Origin of the sequence: Bacteroides sp. K03 (genome assembly GCF_019734355.1) — a bacterium.
GTDB lineage: Bacteria > Bacteroidota > Bacteroidia > Bacteroidales > Bacteroidaceae > Bacteroides > Bacteroides nordii.
On the sequence record NZ_JAASHC010000015.1, the window covers coordinates 25,044 to 50,651 of the forward strand.

At 38.4% G+C, this 25,608-nt stretch carries 15 protein-coding genes; 12 read left to right on the top strand and 3 right to left on the bottom strand.

Annotated features, from left to right (window positions below):
* Positions 1-39: 39 nt before the first annotated feature.
* The 8 genes from HCG69_RS11910 to HCG69_RS11945 all read left to right on the top strand — a co-directional run bounded on the left by HCG69_RS11910 (position 40) and on the right by HCG69_RS11945 (position 17,785).
* Positions 40-2,829, top strand: coding sequence for a family 10 glycosylhydrolase (locus HCG69_RS11910; protein WP_221650227.1), 2,790 nt, complete (start codon positions 40-42; stop codon positions 2,827-2,829).
* Between the two features lie 58 nt (positions 2,830-2,887).
* On the top strand, positions 2,888-4,327 hold the full coding sequence (locus HCG69_RS11915) for a T9SS type A sorting domain-containing protein (RefSeq protein ID WP_221650228.1): 1,440 nt from the start codon (positions 2,888-2,890) through the stop codon (positions 4,325-4,327).
* 145 nt (positions 4,328-4,472) lie between these two features.
* On the top strand, positions 4,473-6,908 hold the full coding sequence (locus HCG69_RS11920) for a phosphodiester glycosidase family protein (RefSeq protein ID WP_221650229.1): 2,436 nt from the start codon (positions 4,473-4,475) through the stop codon (positions 6,906-6,908).
* 62 nt (positions 6,909-6,970) lie between these two features.
* The gene (locus HCG69_RS11925; RefSeq protein WP_221650230.1) at positions 6,971-9,415 is read left to right on the top strand and encodes a phosphodiester glycosidase family protein; all 2,445 of its coding nucleotides are present in this window, start codon (positions 6,971-6,973) and stop codon (positions 9,413-9,415) included.
* Between the two features lie 28 nt (positions 9,416-9,443).
* The gene (locus HCG69_RS11930; RefSeq protein ID WP_255585889.1) at positions 9,444-11,927 is read left to right on the top strand and encodes a phosphodiester glycosidase family protein; all 2,484 of its coding nucleotides are present in this window, start codon (positions 9,444-9,446) and stop codon (positions 11,925-11,927) included.
* A 30-nt stretch (positions 11,928-11,957) separates the two neighbouring features.
* A complete protein-coding gene (locus HCG69_RS11935; RefSeq protein ID WP_221650232.1) occupies positions 11,958-12,824 on the top strand; it encodes a hypothetical protein in 867 nt (288 codons plus the stop codon).
* Between the two features lie 6 nt (positions 12,825-12,830).
* Positions 12,831-15,257 carry an Ig-like domain-containing protein gene (locus tag HCG69_RS11940; RefSeq protein WP_221650233.1) on the top strand — a complete coding sequence of 809 codons (2,427 nt, stop codon included), beginning with the start codon at positions 12,831-12,833 and terminating at the stop codon, positions 15,255-15,257.
* Between the two features lie 68 nt (positions 15,258-15,325).
* On the top strand, positions 15,326-17,785 hold the full coding sequence (locus tag HCG69_RS11945) for a phosphodiester glycosidase family protein (RefSeq protein WP_221650234.1): 2,460 nt from the start codon (positions 15,326-15,328) through the stop codon (positions 17,783-17,785).
* A 98-nt stretch (positions 17,786-17,883) separates the two neighbouring features.
* Here HCG69_RS11945 and HCG69_RS11950 read toward each other — a convergent pair whose 3' ends face one another.
* Complete coding sequence (locus tag HCG69_RS11950) at positions 17,884-18,894, bottom strand: aspartate-semialdehyde dehydrogenase (protein WP_221650235.1); 1,011 nt, start codon at positions 18,892-18,894, stop codon at positions 17,884-17,886.
* A 143-nt stretch (positions 18,895-19,037) separates the two neighbouring features.
* Here HCG69_RS11950 and HCG69_RS11955 point away from each other — a divergent pair, with 143 nt between their 5' ends.
* The 3 genes from HCG69_RS11955 to HCG69_RS11965 all read left to right on the top strand — a co-directional run bounded on the left by HCG69_RS11955 (position 19,038) and on the right by HCG69_RS11965 (position 22,641).
* Positions 19,038-21,173 carry a cation:proton antiporter gene (locus HCG69_RS11955; RefSeq protein ID WP_221650236.1) on the top strand — a complete coding sequence of 712 codons (2,136 nt, stop codon included), beginning with the start codon at positions 19,038-19,040 and terminating at the stop codon, positions 21,171-21,173.
* Positions 21,173-21,883, top strand: a complete 711-nt coding sequence (locus HCG69_RS11960) for a ThiF family adenylyltransferase (RefSeq protein ID WP_221650237.1) — start codon at positions 21,173-21,175, stop codon at positions 21,881-21,883. Before HCG69_RS11955 ends, HCG69_RS11960 begins: the two co-directional genes overlap by 1 nt.
* Before the next feature lie 101 nt (positions 21,884-21,984).
* A complete protein-coding gene (locus tag HCG69_RS11965; protein WP_002558940.1) occupies positions 21,985-22,641 on the top strand; it encodes an ABC transporter ATP-binding protein in 657 nt (218 codons plus the stop codon).
* A 181-nt stretch (positions 22,642-22,822) separates the two neighbouring features.
* Here the strand turns inward: HCG69_RS11965 and HCG69_RS11970 are convergent, their stop codons facing one another.
* Together HCG69_RS11970 and HCG69_RS11975 are read right to left on the bottom strand one after the other, a co-directional pair.
* Entirely contained in the window at positions 22,823-23,728 is a 906-nt protein-coding gene (locus tag HCG69_RS11970; RefSeq protein WP_025867683.1) for a helix-hairpin-helix domain-containing protein, read from the bottom strand.
* A gap of 1 nt (position 23,729) precedes the next feature.
* Entirely contained in the window at positions 23,730-25,097 is a 1,368-nt protein-coding gene (locus HCG69_RS11975; RefSeq protein ID WP_195349479.1) for a sodium-dependent transporter, read from the bottom strand.
* Positions 25,098-25,200: 103 nt separating this feature from the next.
* On the opposite strand from HCG69_RS11975, the gene HCG69_RS11980 reads away from it, so the two are divergent.
* Complete coding sequence (locus tag HCG69_RS11980; protein ID WP_002558943.1) at positions 25,201-25,608, top strand: VanZ family protein; 408 nt, start codon at positions 25,201-25,203, stop codon at positions 25,606-25,608.

The following is a 25,608-nucleotide window of genomic DNA, read 5'->3' on the forward strand; positions in this document are numbered from 1 at the left end:
CTCTGGTACACTTTTATAATATTCTAAATTTATATATACATGAAGTATTTATACTCTATATTATTTCTTAGTTTATTTTTAATATCGGGATATGCACAAACTCCTAAAAGAGAAATGCGTGCTACCTGGCTGGCGACAGTCTGGTCATTGGATTGGCCTTCGACGAAAATAACTGAAACAGGGAATTCAGCACAAATAAAAGCCCAGAAAGATCAAATGATCCGGATTTTAGACAATTTAGCGTCAGTGAATATAAATGCTGTCTTCTTTCAAGTTAGAAGCAGATGCGATGCAATGTATAAGTCTTCTTATGAGCCATGGTCAAGTGATTTAGTCTCAGAGCGAGGAAAAGATCCTGGTTATGATCCTTTGGCATTTGTAGTGGAAGAAGCTCATAAACGTGGTATAGAAGTGCACGCATGGATGAACCCTTACCGATTCTCTACAGCATCAACCTATTGGGATGGGCAAGCTGGTGACTATCGTGAAACTCACCCAGAATGGATACTTACTTATCCCGTACAAGATGGTAAGTATAATGCTATTATGAACCCTGCTTTGCCTGAAGTTCGACAACGGATTACAGATATAGTGCGCGAGGTTGTAACAAATTACGATGTCGATGGCGTTGTCTTTGATGATTATTTTTATGCTTATGGTGGTACACCTGTAGATCTGGATGCAGATGCTCAGCAAAAGTATAAACCGGAGGATATGTCTTTAGGGGATTGGAGAAGAGAAAATATTAATAAAATGGTGGCTTCTGTGTATAATATGATTCAAAAAGAGAAGCCATATGTAACGTTTGGAGTTTCTCCGTTTGGAATATGGACAACGAATAATGATGTTGCTCAAAAAGAGGGTATTGTGTTACCACAGGGTATTACCGGTGGAAATATGTATGAAGAGATATATTGTGATCCGGTAGCATGGTTAAAGGAAGGTACAGTTGATTATATTTCTCCACAACTTTATTGGACTACAACAGCAGTGGGACAAGACTATGATGTACTTTGTCCGTGGTGGTCTGAGTTAGCTTTCCGTTTTAAAAAGCATTTTTACAGTAGTCATTCTATTAGTGGAATTCAATCTTCATCTTATACGCGTTCGGTAGTGGAGGATATTGTAAAAATAGGTGAGGAGAAAGTTTCTCTAAGTACTCTTTCTGCTATGGAGAGAGGCATTTGGGAACAGAATAATCAAATGAATACAGTGCAGACACGTGCATCTTTCGGACCGGAGGAAATTGGACTGCAAATAGAGCGTAACAGACTTAGTACGCTTGATGGAGCTCCCGGAAGCGTATTCTATTCTACTAAGTATATATATAATGTAAAAGGCGTAATGCCTTATTTGAAGAATTATTGCTTCATGGAAAAGGCATTGGTACCAGCTATTGATTGGAAGAATGCGTCTTCTGTATCTTCAGTCTCTTCGATAAATCTGAATGAGAGAATATTACAGTGGAATTCTTCAAATAAAAATGTACGTTATACTGTATATGCAGTTCCCAAGGACAAAGTTACAGATTTGGATGCATTTAATTCGTCACGTTATTTACTTGGGGTTTCATATACGAATTCTTTTGAAATTCCTGAAAGTATAGATTTGAATACTGTAACTTTTGCTGTAGCAGTTTTTGATAGGTATGGAAATGAATATACGCCGATTTTGATTGATAAAGAGCAAGTAGAAGGAGTAGCTGCAAATTTGATATATCCGGTATCCGGTGATCAGATAATGGCTCCATTCAGATTTAAATGGGAACCTGTATCTGCTGATTGGTATACTCTGCAGATTGCTGAAGATCAGGAGTTCTCTGTGTTGCATAGTAGTAAAGATGTTGTTACGAATGAGCTGTTTACAGATAAAATAGCAATACTTGAGTCTGGAAAAACTTATTATTGGAGAGTAGTATCTCATAAGGCAGGACATAAAGATGCAATATCCGAAATCCGTCAGTTTACACCTATGACTTTCTCAGTAACAAGTCCGTCAATGGGGAGTACTAATATTGAACTAACTCCGGTTGTTTCGTGGAGTACATTCGGTAAATCTGACATGGAATATACTGTCCTTGTGGCATCTGCTTATACTTTTACGGATAAAGTGATTGTATATTCAGAGAAGGTTGTGGGGAAGAACTCGTTAAAAATTCCTGTAGGAACTCTGTTACCTGTTACGACTTATTATGTTAAGATCAAAGCTCTTCAGGATGGCGAAGAGGTGGAAACTGCAGTTGTGACTTTCACGACTGAAATGGTTTACCCGGATATTCCTATAATTGTTTCGCCCGTAAATGAAGGATCTTTATCTGGAGAGTCGATGGTCATAGAATGGAAGGATAATATCTATGCGACCGGTTTTCAGGCACACTTGTCGAAGGAAGTAACTTTCCCGGTTCGGGGAACTACATCAAAGACAACAGGAGCCTTTGAATACCGGACAGACTTTGGAACACTTGCTGTAGGTACCTATTATACAAGGGTAAGAGCTAAATATAAAGATGGGCAGACTGAATGGTCGCCAGTTGTGAAATTTCATTGGGGAGGAGCAACGTCCATTACTTCAGAGCAGGATATAAAGAAAGTCAGTGTAATAGGTATGGGAACTCACCAAATATTGAAAATAAATGCCGGTATTAATGGTGGCACTCTTTCAGCCTCCCTTTTTGATATTGTGGGAAATGAACGAAAAGTCTTTTGTCAGAATCAAGAAATAGACAATACAGCTGAAATTTCTTTGGAATTGGGTGATTTACCTAAAGGGGTTTATTTGTTGAGAGTTGACTTGAATGGACAATTATGGACTTTAAAGTTATTGAATTGATTCTTAGTAAAAAGGATATAGTATTTCTACTCAAATGTTTAATTTAAAAAAATGTATTATGAAAAAGTTATTACTTGGAGCAGCTATGTTGTTGGGCGGTATTTCTTTGAATGCCCAGGATGGTCCTCAAATTGGTAAAGATGATGCTACTTACACAGATGTAGATGTAAATGGTCAGACTATGGCTGTATACCCATTGTGGGGATGGTATACTGCATTAGGAAATCAGAACTATGGAATAATCGGAGCTAATTCTCGTGGTATGGCAATTTCTGCTGACGGGAGTAAAATGCTGATTTCAAACAGAGTTGCTGATAATGATATTCATGTAGAAATTTATAATGCTTTGACTGGTGAGCATATAAAATCGGTCCAGGTATCAAAAGACATCTGGTATCGTGGTAAAACTACAGATAAAGATGGGAATGAAGTTGATGATATTTCCGGATTCCAGGCGAATGATATTCAGGTGGATGCAGCAGGTAATGTTTTGTTATGGAGAATGACAACTAATATTGGAGTTTCACCGGCAGAATGTTGGGCTGTAAACCTGGAAGATGGTAGCGTGAAAAATATCTTGAGTACAACAGTTGAAGGACTTGAAGGACGTTTCGACTATTGTGGTGTTTATGGTGATGTTGTGAATGGCGATGGATATATTCTTTCTGCTACTTCTAATGGCGATGAATTGTATGGAAAAACTGTATTGAAATGGCGTTATGTTGGCGGTAAACTTCAACCTCAGGAAGAATCAGATCAGATTTTTATTCAGGAATATTATCCAACGGCAGCATCAAATAATTATGGTACACGCGTTTGTCCGGTTGATGAAAATCTTTTCTATATGGATGCTTTTACTGCCTATGCAACCCTTTATAATATGGATGGAACGATTGCCGATAGTTTTGCAAGTATCACTGATGAGGAAGCAAGAAAAGCTATTCAACCAATGAGTGCCGGTAATAATGGTGTCGCAGAATTTTCATTAGGAGGGGTTAATTATGCTATTTATAGTATTTCAAATCAGCTTGATGCAATTCAAACAGGATTACGTTTGGTTTCCTTGAATGAGGCGATGGAGTTCTCTTCTATGAAGTTAGTCTATGACTTGCCGCAGAAGGGATTAGGAAATATTTCTAATCCGGAACGAACAGTGCTTCCCCGTGTAGTAGTAAATGAAGATACTGGTATTGCACGTATTGTTATTTATTGTAATCGTGGTGGAGCTGTTGCCTATGATTTTGGTACAAGAGAAAATATAAATAGAGCTCATCCTTCAGTAGGTATACAGAATGGATTTATGTCAACACTGCAAGTAATTTCGTCTAAAGGAGAAGTGGTACTTTCAGAAACAGCTGACATTGAACTCTATAATCTGATTGGACAGAAAGTGGTAGAAAGAACAAATACTACTTCAATTAAGGCATTACCGGGTATTTATGTTTTGAAAGCTAAGAATGCTGGCAATATTTTGAATACGAAAGTTGTTGTTGAATAATATTGCATTTTGAATATCTCATTTCGGATGAGAGCATTCTGAAATACCGAGCTGTATCTGTAAGAATATGCCGTCTTTTTAATGCGGATATATAAATAGATACAGCTCTTTTTATTTCTTATTCTTTAGCTTGAAAAATAAAATTATGAAAACATTATCAGCACTATTTTTATCTTTATTTTTCCTCTCAAATTATTGCAGCATTTCTCTGGCACAAACCACTGTTACAATTGGAGGAACGGAGTACCAGGCCGATACATTGAGCCATTTTAAAGTCGGACCAGGCTCTTATTATACAGCTATGCATTATTACACATCAAGTGTGAAACTTCGTACATTTTTTCTGGAAGTCGATGCAACAAATCCCTATATCTCTTTTGAAGCTGTTCATGGAAAAGATTCTTTGATTACCTGTGAAGGCATCAGCTCTATGGCTCAGCGAAAAAGTAAAGAAGGTAAGGTATATTTCGGAGGAACGAATGCAGACTTTTTTGCTACTTCAGGAGATGTCGGATATCCGATTCATGGAAGTATCGTCGAAGGACAGATGGGACGAACTCCTGCTCAGACTCCACATATCGCCTTTTCTGGTAAAGATGTTATAATTGATAACATGCTTTTTGCGAATTCTACTTGTTCAATAGGTGAAAAAGTATACCCAATAAATGGTGTAAATGTAGGAAGAGGCGAAAACCAGTTAATCTTGTATAATACATTAAATGGCAATTATACGCGTACCAATGCCTATGGAGTAGAAGTGCTTGTGCAGTTGGAACCTACTATGGCCTGGACAGTGAATAAGGATTTAAAAGTGAAGGTGGTTAAAGTGGTTGATGGAAAAGGTAATATGCAAATACCGGCAGGACATGCTGTTTTATCTGGTCATGGAACTGTTGCTGGAGCATTAAAGTCTTTGGTAGAAGGTGATGAACTTACTCTTTTTATTGGTGTAAACAAAACAGCCGGAAGTGCTTCTCAACTAACAGCCATGGTGGGAGGTGATAGAATAATTTTAAAAGATGGTGTTGTACAGGACAATGATTGGGCTGAAAGACATCCTCGTACTGCCATAGGATATTCTGCTGATGGGAAGAAAGTATACTTTTGTGTGGTAGATGGGCGTTCGTCTTTTTCTACCGGATTGACAACAAAACATTTGGCAGATATAATGAAGAGTGCAGGTGCAACTACCGCTTTAAATCTTGATGGTGGTGGGTCCAGTGGCATGTATCTGAATAAGTTCGGTTTGATGAATACACCAAGTGATGGTCATGAACGTGCAGTTTCTAATGGTATATTTGCTGTGGATTTGTCAGTAAGTGATGATGTAATTGCAGAAATTCTTCCTTATGAGAAAACTGTGATGTTACCGGGATATGGATCATATACACCTGTTATTTATGGCTATAATCAGTATGGAACACTTATAAATTTAGGTTTGAAAGATGTAATTTATAGCTGTGAAAAAGAAGTAGGTACTGTAAGAGAGGACGGCTCTTTTTTTGCTAATGGAAGTCGTGATGGTATACTAAAAGTCAAATGGAATCAACTAGAAACGTCAATCCATATCAAATATTTAAAAGAAGAAGAAATTTCTCTTCGTTTAGATTCAGTGATAATTGATGGATACACCGGTTATCCAATTGAACTGAATGCACGTGTAGGAGATAAAGAATATCCTTTGGCACCTTATGCATTGGAATGGAGCATTGATAATCCAACGATTTGTTCGATTAATGATGGAATTGTTACCGGACTTAAAAATGGAGAAACGATTATTCGTGGTACACTTGATGATCTGAAATGTGCGTTAAAAGTGAAGGTGCAAATCCCGGAGAAGTATTCACTTTCATTACTTCCGCTGATAAATGATGAATGGACAGTAAAAGCAAGTACGAATATAAAGAATATCGAATTACTTTCAGGTGGAATTCGGTATACATATTCATCTGGCCGTTCGCCTTTTATTGAACTTGCAAAAACTTTTGACCTTTATAGCTTACCCAATGCAATTCGTTTTATGATTAATCCGGGAAATGCAGCTGTTGCAAAAGTTATTATTTCTGGTAGAGAGAACTTGTCGTCTTCTAATTCTATTTATGAATATACGAATGAGCTCGTAAAGAATCAAGATACAGAGATACTTTTGGCAATGAAAGACTGGTTTGCAAAAGAGCCGGAACATGCTTCTTTCCCTATTCATTTCAGCTCAATCAAGTTTCCTTTAGTTGCTTCGGGAAATCTGGCTGGTGAGAACACTATCTATATCAGAAATATGGAACTTATTTATGACCAGATTTCAGTAGGCCTCTCTTCATTAAAGTTGCTTTCTTCATTAGTTATATATCCTAACCCGACAGCTGATGGCCGTGCATATGTGGCATTGAAGAATGAGGATATACATATAACGAGTGCTTCGATCTTTAGTCCTGAGGGAAGATTACTAAATGTAATATCAGCTGATAATTCTACTTGTAATTTGTTGGAACTACCTGTGAGTAACATGACTTCTGGCATTTATCTGATAAAAGTTTGTATGGATGATGGTAGTAACGAAACGATGAAGCTCATAATAAAATAATAGTATATTCATATACTTGAGGTAATGATTAAATTACTTTTAAACTAATAAATGTGACTGACATGAATAGAGTTTTGTTTACATTATTTTTATTACTTCTTGGGCAATATTCACTTGCCCAAGAGTATATTACGATAAATGATAAACCATATCGAATTGATACACTGATTTATAAGCATCAAGTTGGACCTGGAACAGAATATGTTTATATTGATTTACCGGAATTTCCTTTAAAAATCCATGTACTGGAAGTTAATCTTAGAAATCCCAACGTAAAGTTAGAAACCTGTTTGGGAGGAGATAGTGCTGTTACGACTGAGCGTCCGACTCAAATGGCTATACGAAAGTCGGCTCCGGGACATAATGTTTTTGCAGCTACTAATGGTGATTTTTATTTTTATATAGATCCTGTTGAGATAGGTATACCTCGTAGCGGACAGTTCATTAATAATGAATGTGTTACTAATCCTGTAGGAAGAGCTGCATTTGTTTTAGATAAAAATAATCGTCCTTATATTGATAGGATAGACTTTTCCGGAACAGTAAAAAGTGGTAATAGAGCAACCCGGCTGCATACAGTAAATATGCAACGTTTAGAGTGGGAACCACAAGTGACCGATTTATTAACCCTTTATACTAATGCCTATGGTACATATACCAGTGGGATTGAGGGAGGTACAAAAGTTATTATAACCCCTAAAAACGGTGAAACCTTTTTTTTCTCGGCAAATAAGGAAATAACTTGTATTGCGGAAGAAATAATAGAAAATCACGGTTTTAGCCCTATTCCAGAGGGAAAGGCTGTACTACATGGAAGAGGAGTATCATCTGATTTCTTAAAAGAATTGAAAGTCGGAGATGAATTGACAATCAACCTTAAAACGGATTTGAGAAGTAATCCGGGAACATTGGACGACTTCAAAGAATTGATGGGAGGAAGCGATCACATTCTCTTGAAAAATGGGCAACGATATGAAGGAGATGAATCAGCAAATCCTCGTACCGGTATCGGATTTTCAAAAGATAGTACGATTGTTTATTTAGTTGAGGTTGATGGCCGGCAAACTTCTTCACGTGGAGTAACTCTCTTTGAATTTGGAGATATTTTTAAAGGAATTGGAGCATGGAATGCTGTTAATCTGGATGGCGGAGGCTCTTCTGTTATGTATGTTAATGGAGAAGTTAAAAACTCCCCTTCTGATGGTGCTGTACGCCCTGTCGGTAATGGGATGTTAGTTGTGTCGAATGCCCCTGAAGACCAGGAGATTGCTTCGCTCGCTTTTGCACCAGTGTCTTATACACTACCGACGTGCGGCTTTTTAAAACTTGCTGTATATGCTTATAATAGATACGGTGATTTGTTGAGCAAGGACCTTCAGAATGTTTCATTTTCATGTACTCCGGAGATAGGATATATAACTGCAGAAGGTAATTTTATTGGTGCGGAAAAAACCGGTACTGGAATATTATCCGCAGAGTATAAAGGGGTGAAGACCTCAAGGCCGGTCTCATTAGTTGAGTCTTCATTTAAGTTGAGATTGGATTCTGTTTTACTCAATAATATTTCTACATATCATATTGAATTATTGGCAGAAGTAGAAAATAAAACGTTGTTTGTGGCACCGGAATTATTACAATGGGAAGTTGAAGATCCTTCAGTTTGCTCAGTAACTGAAGGGGTATTAAAAGGATTATCCAATGGAGTGACGTATATTCATGGAACATTGGGAGAGTTCTCATGCAAACAGAAGGTTAAAGTGGAAATACCTTCTCAACCAATTCTGGAGATGCCCGTTTTGTCTACTCCTTCCTGGAGTGTAAAAAGTACCTCTAATTTGAAGAATATAAAATTATTACCTGATGGAATAGAGTATGACTACTCTGCCGGACGTTCTCCGTTTATAGAATTGACGAATGATTTTTGTTTATATAGTTTGCCAACATCTGTGCGTATAATATTGAATCCGGGAAAAGCAGGTTTGAGTAAAGTTACTTTCTCCTTACGGACAAACGATAAATCTGCTTATACTCCGTATGAATTTACTGATATTTCGAAAGATGAAGATCGTGAAATTGTAATACCAGCCTCAGATATCTTAACAGATGTAAATGACAAAGTCGGATATCCTATACATTTTCATTCGATGAGGTTTGCATTTACTTCTGATAATCCTGTAGGGCATAATAAAATTCAGATCAAAGAAATGGTTATGGTATATGACTATATTACGGTTGGTTTCCCCGAACTGAAAACTCTTTCCTGGTTATCCATTTATCCTAATCCGGCAAAAAAAGAAGCTTGTTTGAATGTTAATCTGGATAAAAAAACAGATGTCAGTTTAAGAATTTATACAAGTACCGGAATGATGGTTGCATCTGAAGATTACAAAATGAGTGATGGAAGGAATCTTGTTTTACCGATAAACAATTTAGCTAATGGTACTTATTTGGTGAAAGTGTTAGTTGGTGGTAAAACAGATACGGTTAAGTTGATTATACATAACTAATCATGTAACATATAAAAATAGTATGAAAATGAAAAAGTTTTTATTGGCATTACCTTTACTCTTAGGACAATATGTGTATGCCGGAGGTTATATAACGATCAATGAGAAACCTCATTATATAGATACTCTTGAGTGTAAAGTTGTTGGTCCGGGAGCTATTTATACTTCAATTTATATTCCTGATATACCTGCTTACACCTATATCCTTAAACTGGATATGCATAATCCATACAATAAGATTGAAACTTTTCTGGCCAATGATAGCATACCGGGGACAGAACTTGTAACGCATGCTTGTGAGCGTATGACTTATGAGGGACATAAAGCATATTGTGGTATAAATGGTGATTTTTTTAATGTAACTGATCATCATGAGTTTCCTTTGGGAGCTCCTCGTGGAGGTAGTATTAAAGATGGTGAAATACAACGTGAACCCCGGGATGCCTGGTGGGGATTTGCTACCATAGACGTGAATAATGTTCCGGTTTTCGATCATATGGAGTTTGAGGGTAAGGTTGACGCCGGGGATGCCGGAACTTATAAATTTCAGCATGTTAATATTCCTCGTGCAGATTGCTCTGCTTGTGATTTGACTTTTTATAATCGGTTTGCAGGAGAGAAAACACGTCAAGATGAAAATTTCAGTGAGATGTTTGGAGTAGAACGTACTGAGGTATATTTAAGTTTGAAATCTGGTGAAAAGTGGAGAGTGAATAAACCAGTAAAGTGCATTGTCGGAAAAAGGATAGAAAACAGAGGAAGTAATCCGATTGCTGCTGATGAATACGTACTTTCTGGTACAAGTGAGCAATCCCGGGCTTTTTTATGTAAATTGAAAGAGGGACAGGAAATCACTATTAATATGGGGATACGTTGTGTGAATTTTGGAACTTATCCAGAGATTGAGCAAATGATAGGTGGCAATACAGCATTAATGTACGACGGAGTACTTACAGAACGTAATACTACTGAAAACTATAATGCGGTTCCATATCCGCGTACAGCTGTTGGAGCTTCTAAAGACAAACGTTGGGTGTATCTGCTTGTTGCGGATGGTAAGACATCAGCTTCTATTGGGTTGACGACTACGGAAGTTTGTGATATTTTGAAACATTGGGGGGCCACAGATGCCATTGGACTTGACGGTGGAGGTTCTTCGGAAATAATAGTAAACAATAAAGTAGCTAACCGTCCGGCTGATGGTAAAGAACGACCTGTAGGTAACGGTTGGTTGGTTGTAGATTTATCTCAGGAATCTCAGGATATTACCCGTCTACGTTTTTCAGATTATAAGTTTGAATTACCTAAATATGGTATAATTAAACCCCAAATAATGGGGTATAATCAGTATGACAGATTGCTTACTGATAATCTTGAGGGTGTTACCTTCTCCTGTTCTCCAAATCTTGGGCATATTGATGAGGCAGGTAATTTTGTGGTTTCAGGAGATGCTGTTTCTGGTACTTTGACTGCTCATTATGGAAGGTTAGAAGTTTCTCAGACTGTTTATGTAAAAGAAGTGAAGGATTTTTCTATTCGTTTGGACTCTGTACTTCTGGATTCTAAGATTCATTATCCGATTGAAGTAGAAACGACTTTGGAAGGAAATAAAGTCTTGATAGATCATAATGCTTTGGATTGGAGAGTTGAAGATGAGAATATTTGTAAAGTCAACAAAGGTGTTTTAACTGCTGTAGCCAATGGTTCCTCTATGGTTACGGGTTCAATGAATGATTATCAGGGAACATTAAAAGTGAATGTTGAAATACCTTCTGCCTCCTCATTACCTGCTATTAGTTTTACGGATCCTTCGCTTAAGTTAACTTCCAATCTAAAAGATATTTCAATGAGTGGTACAAGCACATTGAATATTGCTTATAAATATTCGTCTACTCGTACTCCTTATTTCACATTGGCAAAAAAAATGAATCTTTATAGTTTGCCTAAGGCTCTGAAGATTGTATTCAATCCTCACGAATTACCTTTGAATAAGATTGTTCTGGATCTTGTTCCTAATAATTTATCTCACTCTGTAGTAAAAGAATTTTCCGATTTTAAGGTAAATGAGGATAATGTGATTTATTTATCTCTGGCAGATCTTGTTGATGATCCTACGGATATGGCTATTTGGCCACTCAAATTTAATTCAATAAAGGTAACTCTTAATGCTTCCGGACACACTGTTGGAGCTGAGTATGCTTTCGAGTTGAAAGAGTTTTCGTTGATTTATGAAGAACAAGGAGATGGTATTATACCTAATAGGATAGGAGATAATGAGATAAGCCTTTTGACGGATGTTGATGGAACTTATTTGTCATTTAGTATGGATAAAGAGTTACCTGTGAGTTATGAGATATATTCAGTTTCAGGTATGGCAGTAAAAATGAAAAAACTGGGTCGCCTTCAGACTGGCAAAATCAGGTTGGATGACTCTGGAGTGAATAAAGGAATTTATCTGCTGAAGGTTTATAAGGGAGCAGAGGTTTCTGTATTTAAGTTTATGAAATATTAGTTGGGTTAGTACAATTTTAAATAGAATATTATGAAGAAGAGTATTTGTATATGGATATTGTTAATTTGTAATGTCACCTGGGCCGAAGCACAAATGGTTTCGGTAGTACAACGAATTACTGTGGAGAAAAAAGTACCGGCTTTTTATCCGGTGTTTAATTCGGATGGTTCTGAATTGTTGTATACGTCTGAGAATTATAAGGGTTTGTATCTGTATAAACTGAATAATAAAACTTCTCTGATGATTACGGATGCTGAGGGTGCAGGGTATTCTCCGGATTTCAGTCAGAATAATGATAAGATCTATTATAGGTCGGTGGAAAGAGAAAATATGCACCGGCAGAATACTTTGATGTGTTATGATCGTCAATTGTTGCAGTCGAAGAATTGTATGAATTCTCCTGTGCGTCTTCAATCTGAATTGAATAAAGTTCGTATGGGGCTGGAATTTCAGGAGACGGAGAGCATAAATGCTTATACAGAGAAGCTTCAGTTGATTGTTGAACGCAATGGAGATCGTAAAGTGCTTGAGCCATTATCAAAAGGGAGCCGATATTTGTGGGGATCTTTATCTCCCGATAAAACTAAAATTTTATTTACTGCAACCGGAAAAGGAACTTATATCTGTGATTTGAATGGGAAGATTCTTTCTGAGATAGGCTATCTGAATGCTCCTGTATGGTATGACGATCATAAAATCGTAGGTATGGCTGATAAAGATAATGGAGATTATATAACAGAGTCATCTGTTGTAATGGTATCTGCCGATGGGAAACAAAGACAAGTATTGTCCCTTTTTACAGAGATAGCAATGTATCCAACTACTAATTGGAAAAGTGGTAAGATAGCCTACAATACTTTGGAGGGTGAAATTATAGTATTAGAATTAAAAAAATAGGCCGCTATGAAGCAAATATATTATATTCTTTTTATAGGCTTGTTATTATTAAAAACAAGTGGAACATACGCACAGGATTTGTCAGGAATCACAATTTATGTAAATCCGGGGCATGGTGGATTTGATAGTGATGACCGGAACATTCCGGTTGGTCCTTATGGACCGGGTGATGTAAATGGCTTTTGGGAGTCACAGTCTAATTTGGATAAAGGAGTACAGTTAGTTGAACTGTTGAAAAGTGCGAAGGCTGATGTATACATTAGTCGTACAACAAATACAACAGCCGATGATCTGCCTTTAACTCAGATTGTAAGAGAAGCAAATGAATGTAATGCGGATTATATGCTTTCTATTCATAGTAATGCCGGAGTTACAAACTATGTTCTTCAGCTTTATGCAGGTGTGGATCCGGATGATAATCATACATATCCTACACCTACTCCTCATTCAGATCGTAGCCGCGAGATTAGTACTGTTATCGCTAAGAATCTTTATGCAAACGAAGTAAATTGTTGGGCTTCTGATTATACTGTACGTGGTGATAAAACATTTGCAGCTCAGGTAATGGGGTGGAGTAACGGGTACGGCGTTTTGAGAGGATTGACCGTCCCCGGATGTATATCGGAAGGTTCTATGCATGATTACATACCTGAAACCCGGCGTTTGATGAATATGGATTATAAATGGTTAGAGGCGTGGAATTTTTATAAATCTTTTTGTGAAATATTTAAGGCGGAAGCCCTTCTTACTACGGGAAATATTGTAGGTAGTGTTCATGATAGCCGAAATAAAGATTTGGGAAGCCATGTGAAAATCAGGAACTCAAAAGATGAGCTATTAGCCTTGAATAAAGCAGTTGTTACGGTTAACCCCGGAAATCTTACATATACAACGGATGATATTGATAATGGGGTATTTGTGTTTAAGCAGCTACTCCCTGGAAAGTATACAGTAAAAGTGACTGCTGATAAGTATTTTGATAAAACGTATGACTTGGAAGTAAAAGCTGGAGAGGTCAGTTATTTAGATGCGCGTTTAGATATGCAGCGCTTGACCCCTCCCGAAGTGGTTAGCTATTCTCCTAAAGTAGAAGAAGGTGAACTTGTAGAGTGTAGTTCGAAGATCGTTTTTGAGTTTAATTGGGATGTAGATACAGAATCTGCAATACAAGCATTTTCCATTACTCCGAATGTAAAAGGGACAATTACATTTGAAGATAGTCAACATCGGATGATCTTTGCACCGGATAAACCGTATGATATTTCTACTTTGTATACAGTGAAACTGGATAAAAGCCTGAAACACCCTGGTAATATGGCAATGGAAAAAGATTTTGTATTCAGTTTCCTCACTAAAGATCGTAATAGATTGAAACTATTGGGTTGTTATCCGACTCCTGGGGTAGAATGCGTTAACTATGGTAAAAGTGCTCCATTTGAGTTCAGATTTGATAATAAATTGAATTCTACATTGGTCAGAGATGCTGTTAAAATCTATAATTCAAAAGGTGAAGAGTTATCTAAAGTTCCTCGTTCTATAAAAGTAAATTCTGTCAGTGCACCTTATGGTTCTTTGGCGTTCACTCTTTCCGAAGGATTAACAGAAAATGAAACGTATCGTGTTGTTGTTGACAGAAATATGATTGATGTTGATGGTATTGATATTGTTGAACCGATAGATTATACTTTTAAAGCTGTAGATGTGAAAGTAACAGATAGAACGGTTGGCTTGGATATGGAAACTGCCGGAACATTTACTTATTTCGCAGATGGCAGTACGGGCATTACGTCGGCCAGTACTTCCCGGAATACCTCTAAAGTATTGTTTGGCTCTTCTTCTGGTGCGTTTACATATAATTTTGCAGTAGATGCAGCAGACGGTATAGCATGTTATCAAACAACTTCAGGATTTCAGGTTGATGCCACTAAAGCAATTGGTATGCATGTTTTGGGTGATCTGACCGGTAATGAGGTTTGGTTACAACTGTCTTCTTCTGATGGAGATATTCAGGAGATCAAGCTTACCGATCTTACATTTTGTGACTGGGCATTTGTAGAAGTATCTTTGGGAACCCTTCCTGCAAAGAAAACTTATGAACTTACCGGACTGAAAATAAAGCAGAAAGCACAACCTCTGACAAAAACAGGAACAATTTATGTGGATAATGTTTTAGTATATGATAATACTTTGACATCTATAGAGGCTGAAATCGTTTCAGGATTCTCTTTCCGCTATATTGCCGGAACTAATGAAATTGTGGCAAGCAGTGACAAGGTTGTATCTATGGAGCTTTATTCATTGTCGGGAGAACTATTATCGAAAGTGGCTTCATCCCGGATGGATGTTGGTGGATTGACCAAAGGTATTTATGTGATAAAGGCTAATTTGGAATCAGGAAGTAGCGTTTCGCAGAAAATAGTTTTGAGAGATTGATACTGATTTTTTAATAACGGCTGGCAAATAAGCCGGCCGTTACTTAATTTGATAAAAAATCATTAAGTATGAAGAGAAAGATTCTTTTATATATACTACTATTGGCATTCTGTAATACCTTGGAAGCACAAGAACCGGTATGGGGAACTCCGGATACACTGGAGCATTATAGCTTGGGAGCGGGAGTGCAATATACCAAAATAGCCTATCGGGATAAACCTATACTAATGTGGGTCACAACCATAGATCTGACGAATCCTTATACGAAGATTGAGCAGGTACAATCGAACAATAAGGTTCCGGATGTACCCAGAGAGACTGTTATGAGTATGTCTAAAGCCCACACTTATCCCGGACATCGCGTTTGTGCTGCATTCAACCATGATTTCTTCGTTTATGAAGCAGGTGTATGTATCGGAGTTAATGTTAGTAATGGTGAGATACCTTATGGAGTAGGTTGGGGACGCTCTATCTTTGCTGTTTCGGAAGATAAAACAGCGGCAGTATTTTACCCGTCTCTGAACTCAAATGTTATTTTAAAAGATGGCAGTATTGTGAAAATTGATTATTATAACTCTGCTGCTACATTTATTTCGGGAAACTGTGTGTTACTTAATCACTTGAATAGTAGAACGCTGACAGAACCTGGAAAATATATCAAGGTCAAACCATTGGGTGGGTGGACGGTAAATGGTGATGATATAAAGTGTGAAGTCTTAGAAGTATCAGATGCTCCATTACAAACGTCACAAACGGAATGTGTGATTTATGCACGGAACGAAAGTATTCAGAGCTTCGAGGGAAAAGTCACTCCGGGTGATATAATCTTTATTTCACAGAAATTTGTGAAAGGTAAGTTTGGCGAACCAATAAAAAATATTGTAGCTGGTTTTCATGGTTATCCCAGTATTGCTTATGAAGGAAAATTACATGAAGGTGAATATAATGATTTCGAAAACGGGCGCGAATATGAGGTCTCTGCCCGGGTGATGGCCGGAATGTCAAAAGACGGCAAAACAGTTTATGTTGTAACGGTTGAAGGAGGAACTTCTGCCAGTCCGGGAGTAAATTGTATTGATATTGCTAATTGGATGTTGGCCCATGGTTCGTGGAATGTAGTAAACTTCGATAGTGGAGGTTCTGCAACGATAGCTGTTGATCATGAAATGCTGAATTATCCGATGCGTGGTAGCATTCGTCCGGTAGCCGATGCTTTGCTGGTTGTATCAACTGCACCTGAGGAAGAGGTTGTTGCTTCTTATGCGTTCATAACCCCCAGTCTTTATACTACGGCAGTCTCGTTGAATCCACTTACACTTCTGTCTTTTAATGAACATGATAAAATGTTGGAAAAGGGAGTTCAAGGATTTACTTATCAATGTGTACCTGAGGACTTGGGATATGTAGACGCAGATGATGTATTCCATGCGAGCCTGAATGCGACAAAAGGTCAGATTATAGCCACCAAGGATGGTAAAAAAGCGGTTTTGAATGTTTTTGTATCTCCAGTCTCGGATGTTCAGGCCTATCCGCAGAATATTTTGATAGATGGGATACGTGAATTCCCTATCAGGATTGATGCAAAATCATGGAAACAGGTTTATCAATTAGATCCGGGAGCATTTACCTGGAGTTCCTCTAATCCTGATTGCTGTCTGGTACAGGATGGAGTGATAAAGGGTATAGCTAATGGCGAGACAGAACTTCACGGAACTTTAGATGAGTTGAGTGTACATGTAAATGTGAAAGTTGAGATAGCTGGTAAGGAAAGAATACATGAGACCTTTGCTGACTTAGCATCGTGGCCAATAAAAACTTCCGGAACCTTTTCCAATTTGAGGTATGAAAATACCGCATTACCCAATGGCTGGGAGGATGGTATCAATATGATATTTGATGTCAAAACCGGACGTTCTGCTTCCATTGAGTTTAATAAGCCTGTAATTTTTTATAGTTTACCTGACTCGGTCTCTTTCCGGATGTTCGTGAGAGATGATTTGATTAAAGAACTCTACCTTGATTTTGCATCAAATACAAAAACAAGTTTTTTGAAAACGAAGTTGATACCTGTTGTCAGGAAAGATTCTACCTATTACATATCTTTTATGGATGGTAATATACCGCTTGATCTGATTGAATATCCTTTGGCCCTAACCGGTATGAAATTTTATTTAAAGCCAGGTATAACTCTCAGTGATACAAAGATTTCTTTCAAAGATTTGAAAGCCTATTATCCATCTTCCTCAGAGGTTGGAATTTCCGGAACTACTGTTGATAAATCTTTTTCGAAGTTACTAAATTGGCGGGATGAGGCTGTTTTACACTATTCTTTATCTAAAGTTGGAACTGCTTCTATTGCTTTGTGGACTGTCGATGGGAAGAAGATTATGAACTATCTTACGAATCGCCAGCTTGCCGGAGAATATACGTATAATATTCCTTTGTATTCTTTGAATGATGGAATCTATTGTTTGTCGGTGACTATTGATGGAAAAAGAGAGGTGCACAAATTTATTGTAAAGAAGTGACAAAAGAAAAAATATATAGGTGTTAGATTAAATATGTGTAAATGAAAAAGCCGTCTCAGAAATAGTTCTCAGACGGCTTTGTTTATTCCTATTGTAAATTATCCAATATTCTTTTCTTTGATCAGATATTCTGCAATTTGTACAGCATTCAGTGCCGCACCTTTTTTTATCTGATCGCCTACAATCCAGAATGTCAATCCGCAATCATTGGTTAAATCTTTACGGATACGGCCTACATATACAGGGTCTTTACCAGCAAGGAATAGCGGCATCGGGTATTCTTTTTCTGCTGGATTATCCTGAAGGACAAGCCCTTCACCTTTAGCAAAAGCCTCGCGTGCTTCTTCTACAGATACAGGACGTTCTGTTTCAATCCAAATACTTTCAGAGTGAGCTCTCAATGCCGGAACACGTACACAAGTTGCACTAACCTTTATGTCCGAGTGCATGATTTTACGTGTTTCATTATACATTTTCATCTCTTCTTTTGTATATCCATTCTCAGTAAATACGTCAACCTGAGGAATTAGATTAAACGCCAGTTGATAAGCAAACTTTTCTACGGTGACAGGTTCATTTGCAAGGATCTGACGGTATTGTTCGTAAAGTTCGTCCATGGCTGCTGCACCGGCTCCACTGGCTGCCTGATAAGTAGACACATGTACAGTTTTTATATGTGAAAGCTGTTCGATGGCTTTCAGTGCAACTACCATCTGGATCGTTGTACAGTTAGGGTTAGCTATAATGCCCCGTGGACGGTCTTTGGCATCAGCTCCGTTTACTTCAGGAACTACCAAAGGCACATCATTGTCCATACGGAAAGCACTGGAATTGTCAATCATCACAGCACCATATTTAGTAATAGTTTCTGCAAATTCTTTGGACGTACCTGCGCCAGCCGATGTGAAAGCGATATCTACCCCTTTAAAGTCATCGTTGTGTTGCAAGAGTTTGACCTCGATCTGTTTACCGCGGAAGGTGTATTTGCTGCCGGCACTACGTTTAGAACCGAATAAAACCAACTCGTCCAACGGGAAATTTCTCTCATCAAGCACGCGCAGGAACTCTTGTCCTACGGCTCCGCTTACGCCAACAATAGCTACTTTCATCTTTTTCTTTTGTTTTAATTGAATATTGTATTTCGCTTACTATTCTTCCGAATAGCAAATAATTGACTGCAAAATTATAACATTCTGGCATATAATTGATAACTTTTTTGTTATTTTGCAGAGAAAACGTAAAACTTAGATATATGCAGTGGCCCGATTTTAATTTAAACCTACCTATAATAGATCCTACATGGATATTTCTCCTTGTACTTCTTATCATATTGTTTGCTCCTATGGTGTTGGGTCGGCTTCGTATTCCACATATAATCGGAATGATTCTGGCTGGTGTGGTGATTGGTGAACATGGATTCAATATTCTGGCACGCGATAGTAGTTTTGAACTTTTTGGAAAAGTAGGTCTCTATTACATAATGTTTCTGGCCGGGCTCGAAATGAACATGGGGGACTTTAAACAGAATCGTGGTAAAGCTGTGGTATTAGGGCTGTTGGCATTTGTTATTCCTATGGCACTGGGGTTTATCACTAACATGACGGTATTGAAATATGGGTTCATTACCTCTGTGTTACTCGCCAGTATGTATGCTTCCCATACGCTTGTGGCTTATCCTATTGTGATTCGTTACGGAGTATCACGTCATCGAAGTGTAAGTATTGCCGTTGGAGGAACAGCGGTTACCGATACATTGACTTTGTTGGTGCTGGCGGTTATTGGTGGATTGTTTAAAGGTGAGTCTTCGGAGATGTTCTGGTTGTGGCTGGTAGTTAAAGTTATTTTCCTGGGTTTTCTTATTATCTTCTTTTTTCCTCGTATCGGACGTTGGTTCTTTCGAAAGTACGACGACAATGTGATGCAGTTTATTTTTGTTCTGGCAATGGTTTTCCTGGGAGCCGGATTGATGGAGTTTGTAGGAATGGAAGGTATTTTGGGAGCATTTCTTGCCGGATTGGTATTAAATCGTCTTATTCCCCATGTATCTCCGTTAATGAATCATCTGGAGTTTGTGGGTAATGCTTTGTTTATTCCATACTTCCTGATTGGAGTGGGAATGTTGATTGATATTAAAATTCTCTTTGGACATGGTGACGCTTTAAAAGTGGCAGTAGTAATGACTACTGTTGCATTGGCGAGTAAGTGGATTGCTTCGTGGCTTACTCAGAAAATCTATAAGATGAAAGCTATCGAGAGAGAGTTGATGTTTGGGCTTAGCAATGCACAGGCGGCAGCTACGCTGGCAGCCGTACTTGTGGGCTATAATATTATTTTGCCCAGTGGCGAGCGATTATTGAATGAGGATGTGTTGAATGGTACTATTGTATTAATTCTGTTCACTTGCATCATCAGCTCGTTTGCTACTGAACGGGCTGCTCGTAAGCTCGCTATGCATGAAGCACAGTTGGATACGGAAAATAGTAAAAAGGAGACACCTGAGAAGATTCTGATTCCGGTGGCAAATCCGGATACTATTGATGATTTGATAAACTTGTCTTTGCTGATCCGCGATTCTAAACAAAAAAATAATTTGCTGGCGTTGAATGTGATTAATGATAACAGTAGTTCGGAACGTTTGGAGTTGTGTGGTAAAAGAAATTTGGAACGTGCTGCTATGATAGCTGCATCAGCGGATGTGCCTTTGTCACAGGTGAGCCGGTATGATCTTAATATTGCCTCCGGTATTATCCATACAGCAAAAGAATATGAAGTGACTGATGTGGTAATCGGATTGCATCGTAAGGTCAATATTGTAGACTCTTTCTTTGGTAATCTGGCAGATAGTTTGTTGAAGGGGTTACATAGGGAAGTAATGATAGCCAAGTTCCTTATGCCGGTTAATACGCTTCGGCGTATTATTATTGCTGTCCCTCCGAAGGCGGAGTACGAAGCCGGATTTCAGAAGTGGGTGGAACATTTTTGTCGCATGGCAAACATCCTGGGATGTCGTGCGCACTTCTTTGCGAATGAACAGACGTTGAGATACTTACAGCAATTGGTGAAAAAGAAATATGGATTGACCATGACAGATTTCTCCCGTCTGGACGATTGGGGAGACTTGCTATTGCTTACCGGTCAAGTGAATTATGATCATTTACTGGTTATAGTCAGTGCTCGCCGGGGATCTATCTCTTATGATCCGGCTTTTGAAAAACTACCGGCCCAACTTGGGAAATATTTCTCAAATAACAGCCTTATTATTTTATATCCGGATCAGTTGGGAGAACCTCAGGAAGCTATTTCTTTCTCAAATCCACGTGGTAGTAATGAGTCGCAGCATTATGAAAAGGTAGGTAAGTGGTTTTATAAATGGTTTAAGAAAAATTGATGGAAAACTGGAAGCAAAGAACAGCACTCTTGTTAGGTGAAGAGAAGATGGAGCGGTTGCGTAATGCCCATGTACTTGTAGTCGGTTTGGGTGGAGTAGGTGCTTATGCAGCAGAAATGATTTGCCGTGCCGGAGTGGGGCGAATGACGATTGTAGATGCTGATACGGTTCAGCCTACCAATCTAAATCGTCAGTTACCGGCTTTGCATTCTACCCTGGGAATGCCTAAAGCCAATATATTGGAAGCCAGATTTAAAGATATTAATCCGGAACTGGATTTAAAAGTGTTACCCGTTTTTCTGAAAGATGAAAATATCCCGGAACTGCTGGATGCTGCCCAATATGATTTTATTGTTGATGCCATAGATACGTTGAGCCCTAAATGCTATCTCATTTATCATGCTTTGCAACGCCGTATTAAGATTGTATCCAGTATGGGAGCCGGGGCAAAAAGTGATATAACTCAAGTTCGTTTTGCCGACCTTTGGGATACCTATCATTGCGGATTGAGTAAAGCTGTCCGGAAACGTTTGCAGAAGATGGGAGTTAAACGAAAAGTGCCGGTAGTATTTAGTACAGAACAAGCTGATTCTAACGCTGTACTGCTCACTGATGATGAAATGAATAAGAAGTCAACTTGCGGTACGGTGAGTTATATGCCTGCCGTCTTTGGTTGCTATCTGGCAGAGTATGTAATAAAACGATTATGAATAATTATTCAATGTGCTGATATGCCAATGTGCCAATTGGTATGTTACTATAGTGCAGCCTATTGGCACATTGGCATATTGCCACATTAGCACATTATTATATGATAAAATTAGAAGGAATTACTAAAAGTTTCGGTTCTTTACAGGTTCTCAAAGGTATTGATCTGGAGATAAATAAAGGAGAAGTTGTAAGTATTGTCGGACCAAGTGGTGCCGGTAAAACTACTCTGTTGCAGATTATGGGTACGCTTGATGAACCAGATGCCGGACATGTCTATATTGATGGTACAAATGTCAGCAGGATGAAAGAAAAAGAGCTCTCTGCTTTTCGTAATAAGCATATCGGCTTTGTTTTTCAGTTTCATCAGTTACTTCCTGAATTTACAGCATTGGAAAATATCATGATTCCCGCATTGATAGCCGGGGTATCTTCCAGGGAAGCCACAGCGCATGCATTAGAGATACTGAACTTTATGGGATTGGCAGAGCGTGCTTCTCATAAACCTAATGAACTCTCCGGTGGAGAAAAACAACGGGTTGCTGTAGCCCGTGCTCTTATCAATAATCCGGCAGTAATATTAGCTGACGAGCCTTCTGGTAGCCTGGATACGCATAATAAGGAAGAATTACATCAATTGTTTTTTGAACTTCGTGACCGTTTAGGACAGACATTTGTGATCGTAACCCATGATGAGGGGCTAGCTCAGATTACAGATCGTACTGTCCATATGATAGATGGTATAATTAATAAGTGTTAATACGAAGGGGGAAATTCTAAAAAATGATACCATATGGCTGATTGGTTATTAATATTAATCAATTAGCTGTATCTTTATATCGCTTCTCTACAGAAGTCTGTGAAGATAGTAGGTAGAGTGTTTGTTTTGTTTGTGTGTGATGCATTCTTATCTAGTGTGATAAGGATGCATCTTTTTTATTTCAATGAAAACTAACATAAGGTGATATCCGTTCAAAATCTTTTTCAGAAAATTCATCATAGAGTTTGAATTGGCTCAGACTCTCTATTTCTCCTTTTTTCTTACGGTACTCAACAATAACCTTTGCCTGGTAGAAATTGATGTAAGGATGTGCTCTAAGTCTTTCAATTCCTGCTTTATTCAGGTTTATCCGTTGGGTCTCATTCTTGTTAACAAACAACCATTCATGTAGTTTATCCGTATCCAAATGAATATCTTGCAGTTGCTCTACTTGGTAGAATCCTCCCAGTTTTTTCCGATATCCTACAATCATACGGGCGATAGCGCTTCCTATACCCGGGATTTTTTTTAATTCAGTGGTGTCAGCCTGGTTTAAGCTGATTGTTGTTCCACTCGGATATTTGTAATATTGTAGAGTATCCCGCGGTTCCTGATGACTAAACAGGCGAATTGTGTCCTGTTCTTTCGGTATATCTGCTATGGATATATAAGGTTCGAGAGTTGTGTATTGCTTTTCTGTCAATCCATATACTTTTTGGAAGTCACTCTGTTTGCGAAAGCGTCCTCCTTTGGCACGGTATTTCAAAATATTCTTTGCTATCCATAGCGGAAGTCCCAGGTTAAGAAAAGTAATAGAGTCTGCCGTATTAGGATCGAAAGAAGCGAGTATTACTTCTCGTTTTTCATACTGGTATTTTTTAGAACTTACTTCTTTTTGTTGTTCTTTTTCTTTTAGTGATGCCATGAAAATGGCATACTCTTCTTCGAATTTTTGGTTATCTTCAATTTTTGCTACTTCTCTTGGCGGTATAAACCATGAAGCTGTACCGACCAAAATAATCAAAGCGGCAAGAATTATGATACCTTGCCGTTCTGTACGCGAAAAGTAGAAAAAGTCTTTCCACATATTACTTGAGTAATCCTAACTCATTGATAAAGATACAGGAGATTGCAATAGGTGCAATATATTTCAGGATAAAGATAATGAGTTTATAAACCGGGACTTTCAGTGTACCATCGTTTGTAATCTCGCTCCAGACGATTTTCTTGTCCAGATACCACCCGGTGAATATTGAGATACACAACCCACCCAGTGGTAACATGATTTTTGCGGTGACAAAATCAAATAGGTCGAACATTCCTAATCCGAAAATAGTAATACCTTTTGTTACTCCAAGTGACAGAGAACAGAGTATACCGAGGAAGATGCACCCTCCTGTAACAAATAATGCTGCCCGGTGGCGAGTAAACTTAAACTCTTCGTGCAAGTAAGCTGTAACAACTTCATGCAAAGAGATAGTAGAAGTAAGAGCTGCCACTGCCAGCAGTACATAAAACATCACAGAGAATATATACGCCAATAACGGCACTCCACTGAATGCTTGCTGGAATACATTAGGCAGGGTGATAAAGATGAGGCTTGGACCTGCATCCGGCTGAATACCCACAGAGAAAGCAGCCGGGAAGATGATGAATCCTGCAAGTACGGCTACAATTGTATCAATAATCCCTACACTGAAAGCTGTCTTAGTTAAATTGGTCTTTTTGCTAAAATAGGAAGCATAGGTACAAAGACACCCCATCCCTAAACTAAGTGAGAAAAAAGCTTGTCCCATTGCACTTAAGAATACATTTCCGTCTACCTTGCTGAAATCTGGTTTGAGTAGAAACTCGATACCTCTGCTTGCTCCTGGCAAAGACACAGAACATATTACTAATATAAGGATGATAATAAACAGCATAGGCATCATTATCTTGGAAGATTTCTCTATTCCCTTCTCTACGCCTTTCACAATAATAAAATGAGTACCGAGTAGAAATAGGATCAGCCAAATCGCCGGTCGCCATGGGTTGCTTGAGAAAGTCTGGAATGAAGAAATAAACTCATCCGGAGTTTTACCTGAAAAACCGTTGGTTAATGCTTCGAAAATATATTCGAGCGTCCATCCGGCCACTACCGAATAATAACTGAGAATAAGAAAGCCGGCAAGTACTCCCATACGTCCTACCCAACGCCAATGCGTACCGGGAGCTAACTTTTGATAAGCTCTGGCGGTGTTTGCGCGAGAATGGCGTCCAATAAGAAATTCGGATACCATGATCGGAAGTCCCAGAAGAAAAATACAACCCAGATAAATAATGATAAAAGCGGCACCGCCATGATTACCGGTTTCGTATGGAAATCTCCATATATTACCCAGTCCTACAGCTGATCCTGCAGAGGCAAGTATCACCCCCAACTTAGTGCCAAAGTTCGCTCTGTCATTTTTAGTCATAAAAGCTTTATTTATCTTACAATTCGATATATTTATCTTACTTAAACATGCAAATATAAGAAATGTTCCTTATATTTGCCCAACATCTGTAATTTATTTAGATATGCTTTATTATATTAAGAAATACCCGGTTTCTCTGTTAATTATTCTGGTAGTTATCTACCTGTCGTTTTTTAGACCACCTTCAACAGAGTTAAGCAAAATACCCAATATAGATAAAATTGTTCATTTTTGTATGTATTTCGGTATGTCCGGCATGTTGTGGCTGGAGTTTTTGCGTACTCACAGAAAAGGAGATTCTCCTATGTGGCATGCATGGGTCGGTGCCTTTGTTTGCCCGGTATTGTTTAGCGGGTGTGTAGAGTTGTTACAGGAGTATTGTACAACGTATCGTGGAGGAGATTGGTTAGACTTTACAGCCAATTCTTTGGGGGCAATCTTTGCCAGTCTTATCGGTTACTATTGGATACGCCCCCGGATGCTGAAACAAACAATAAAAGGGAAACAGTAG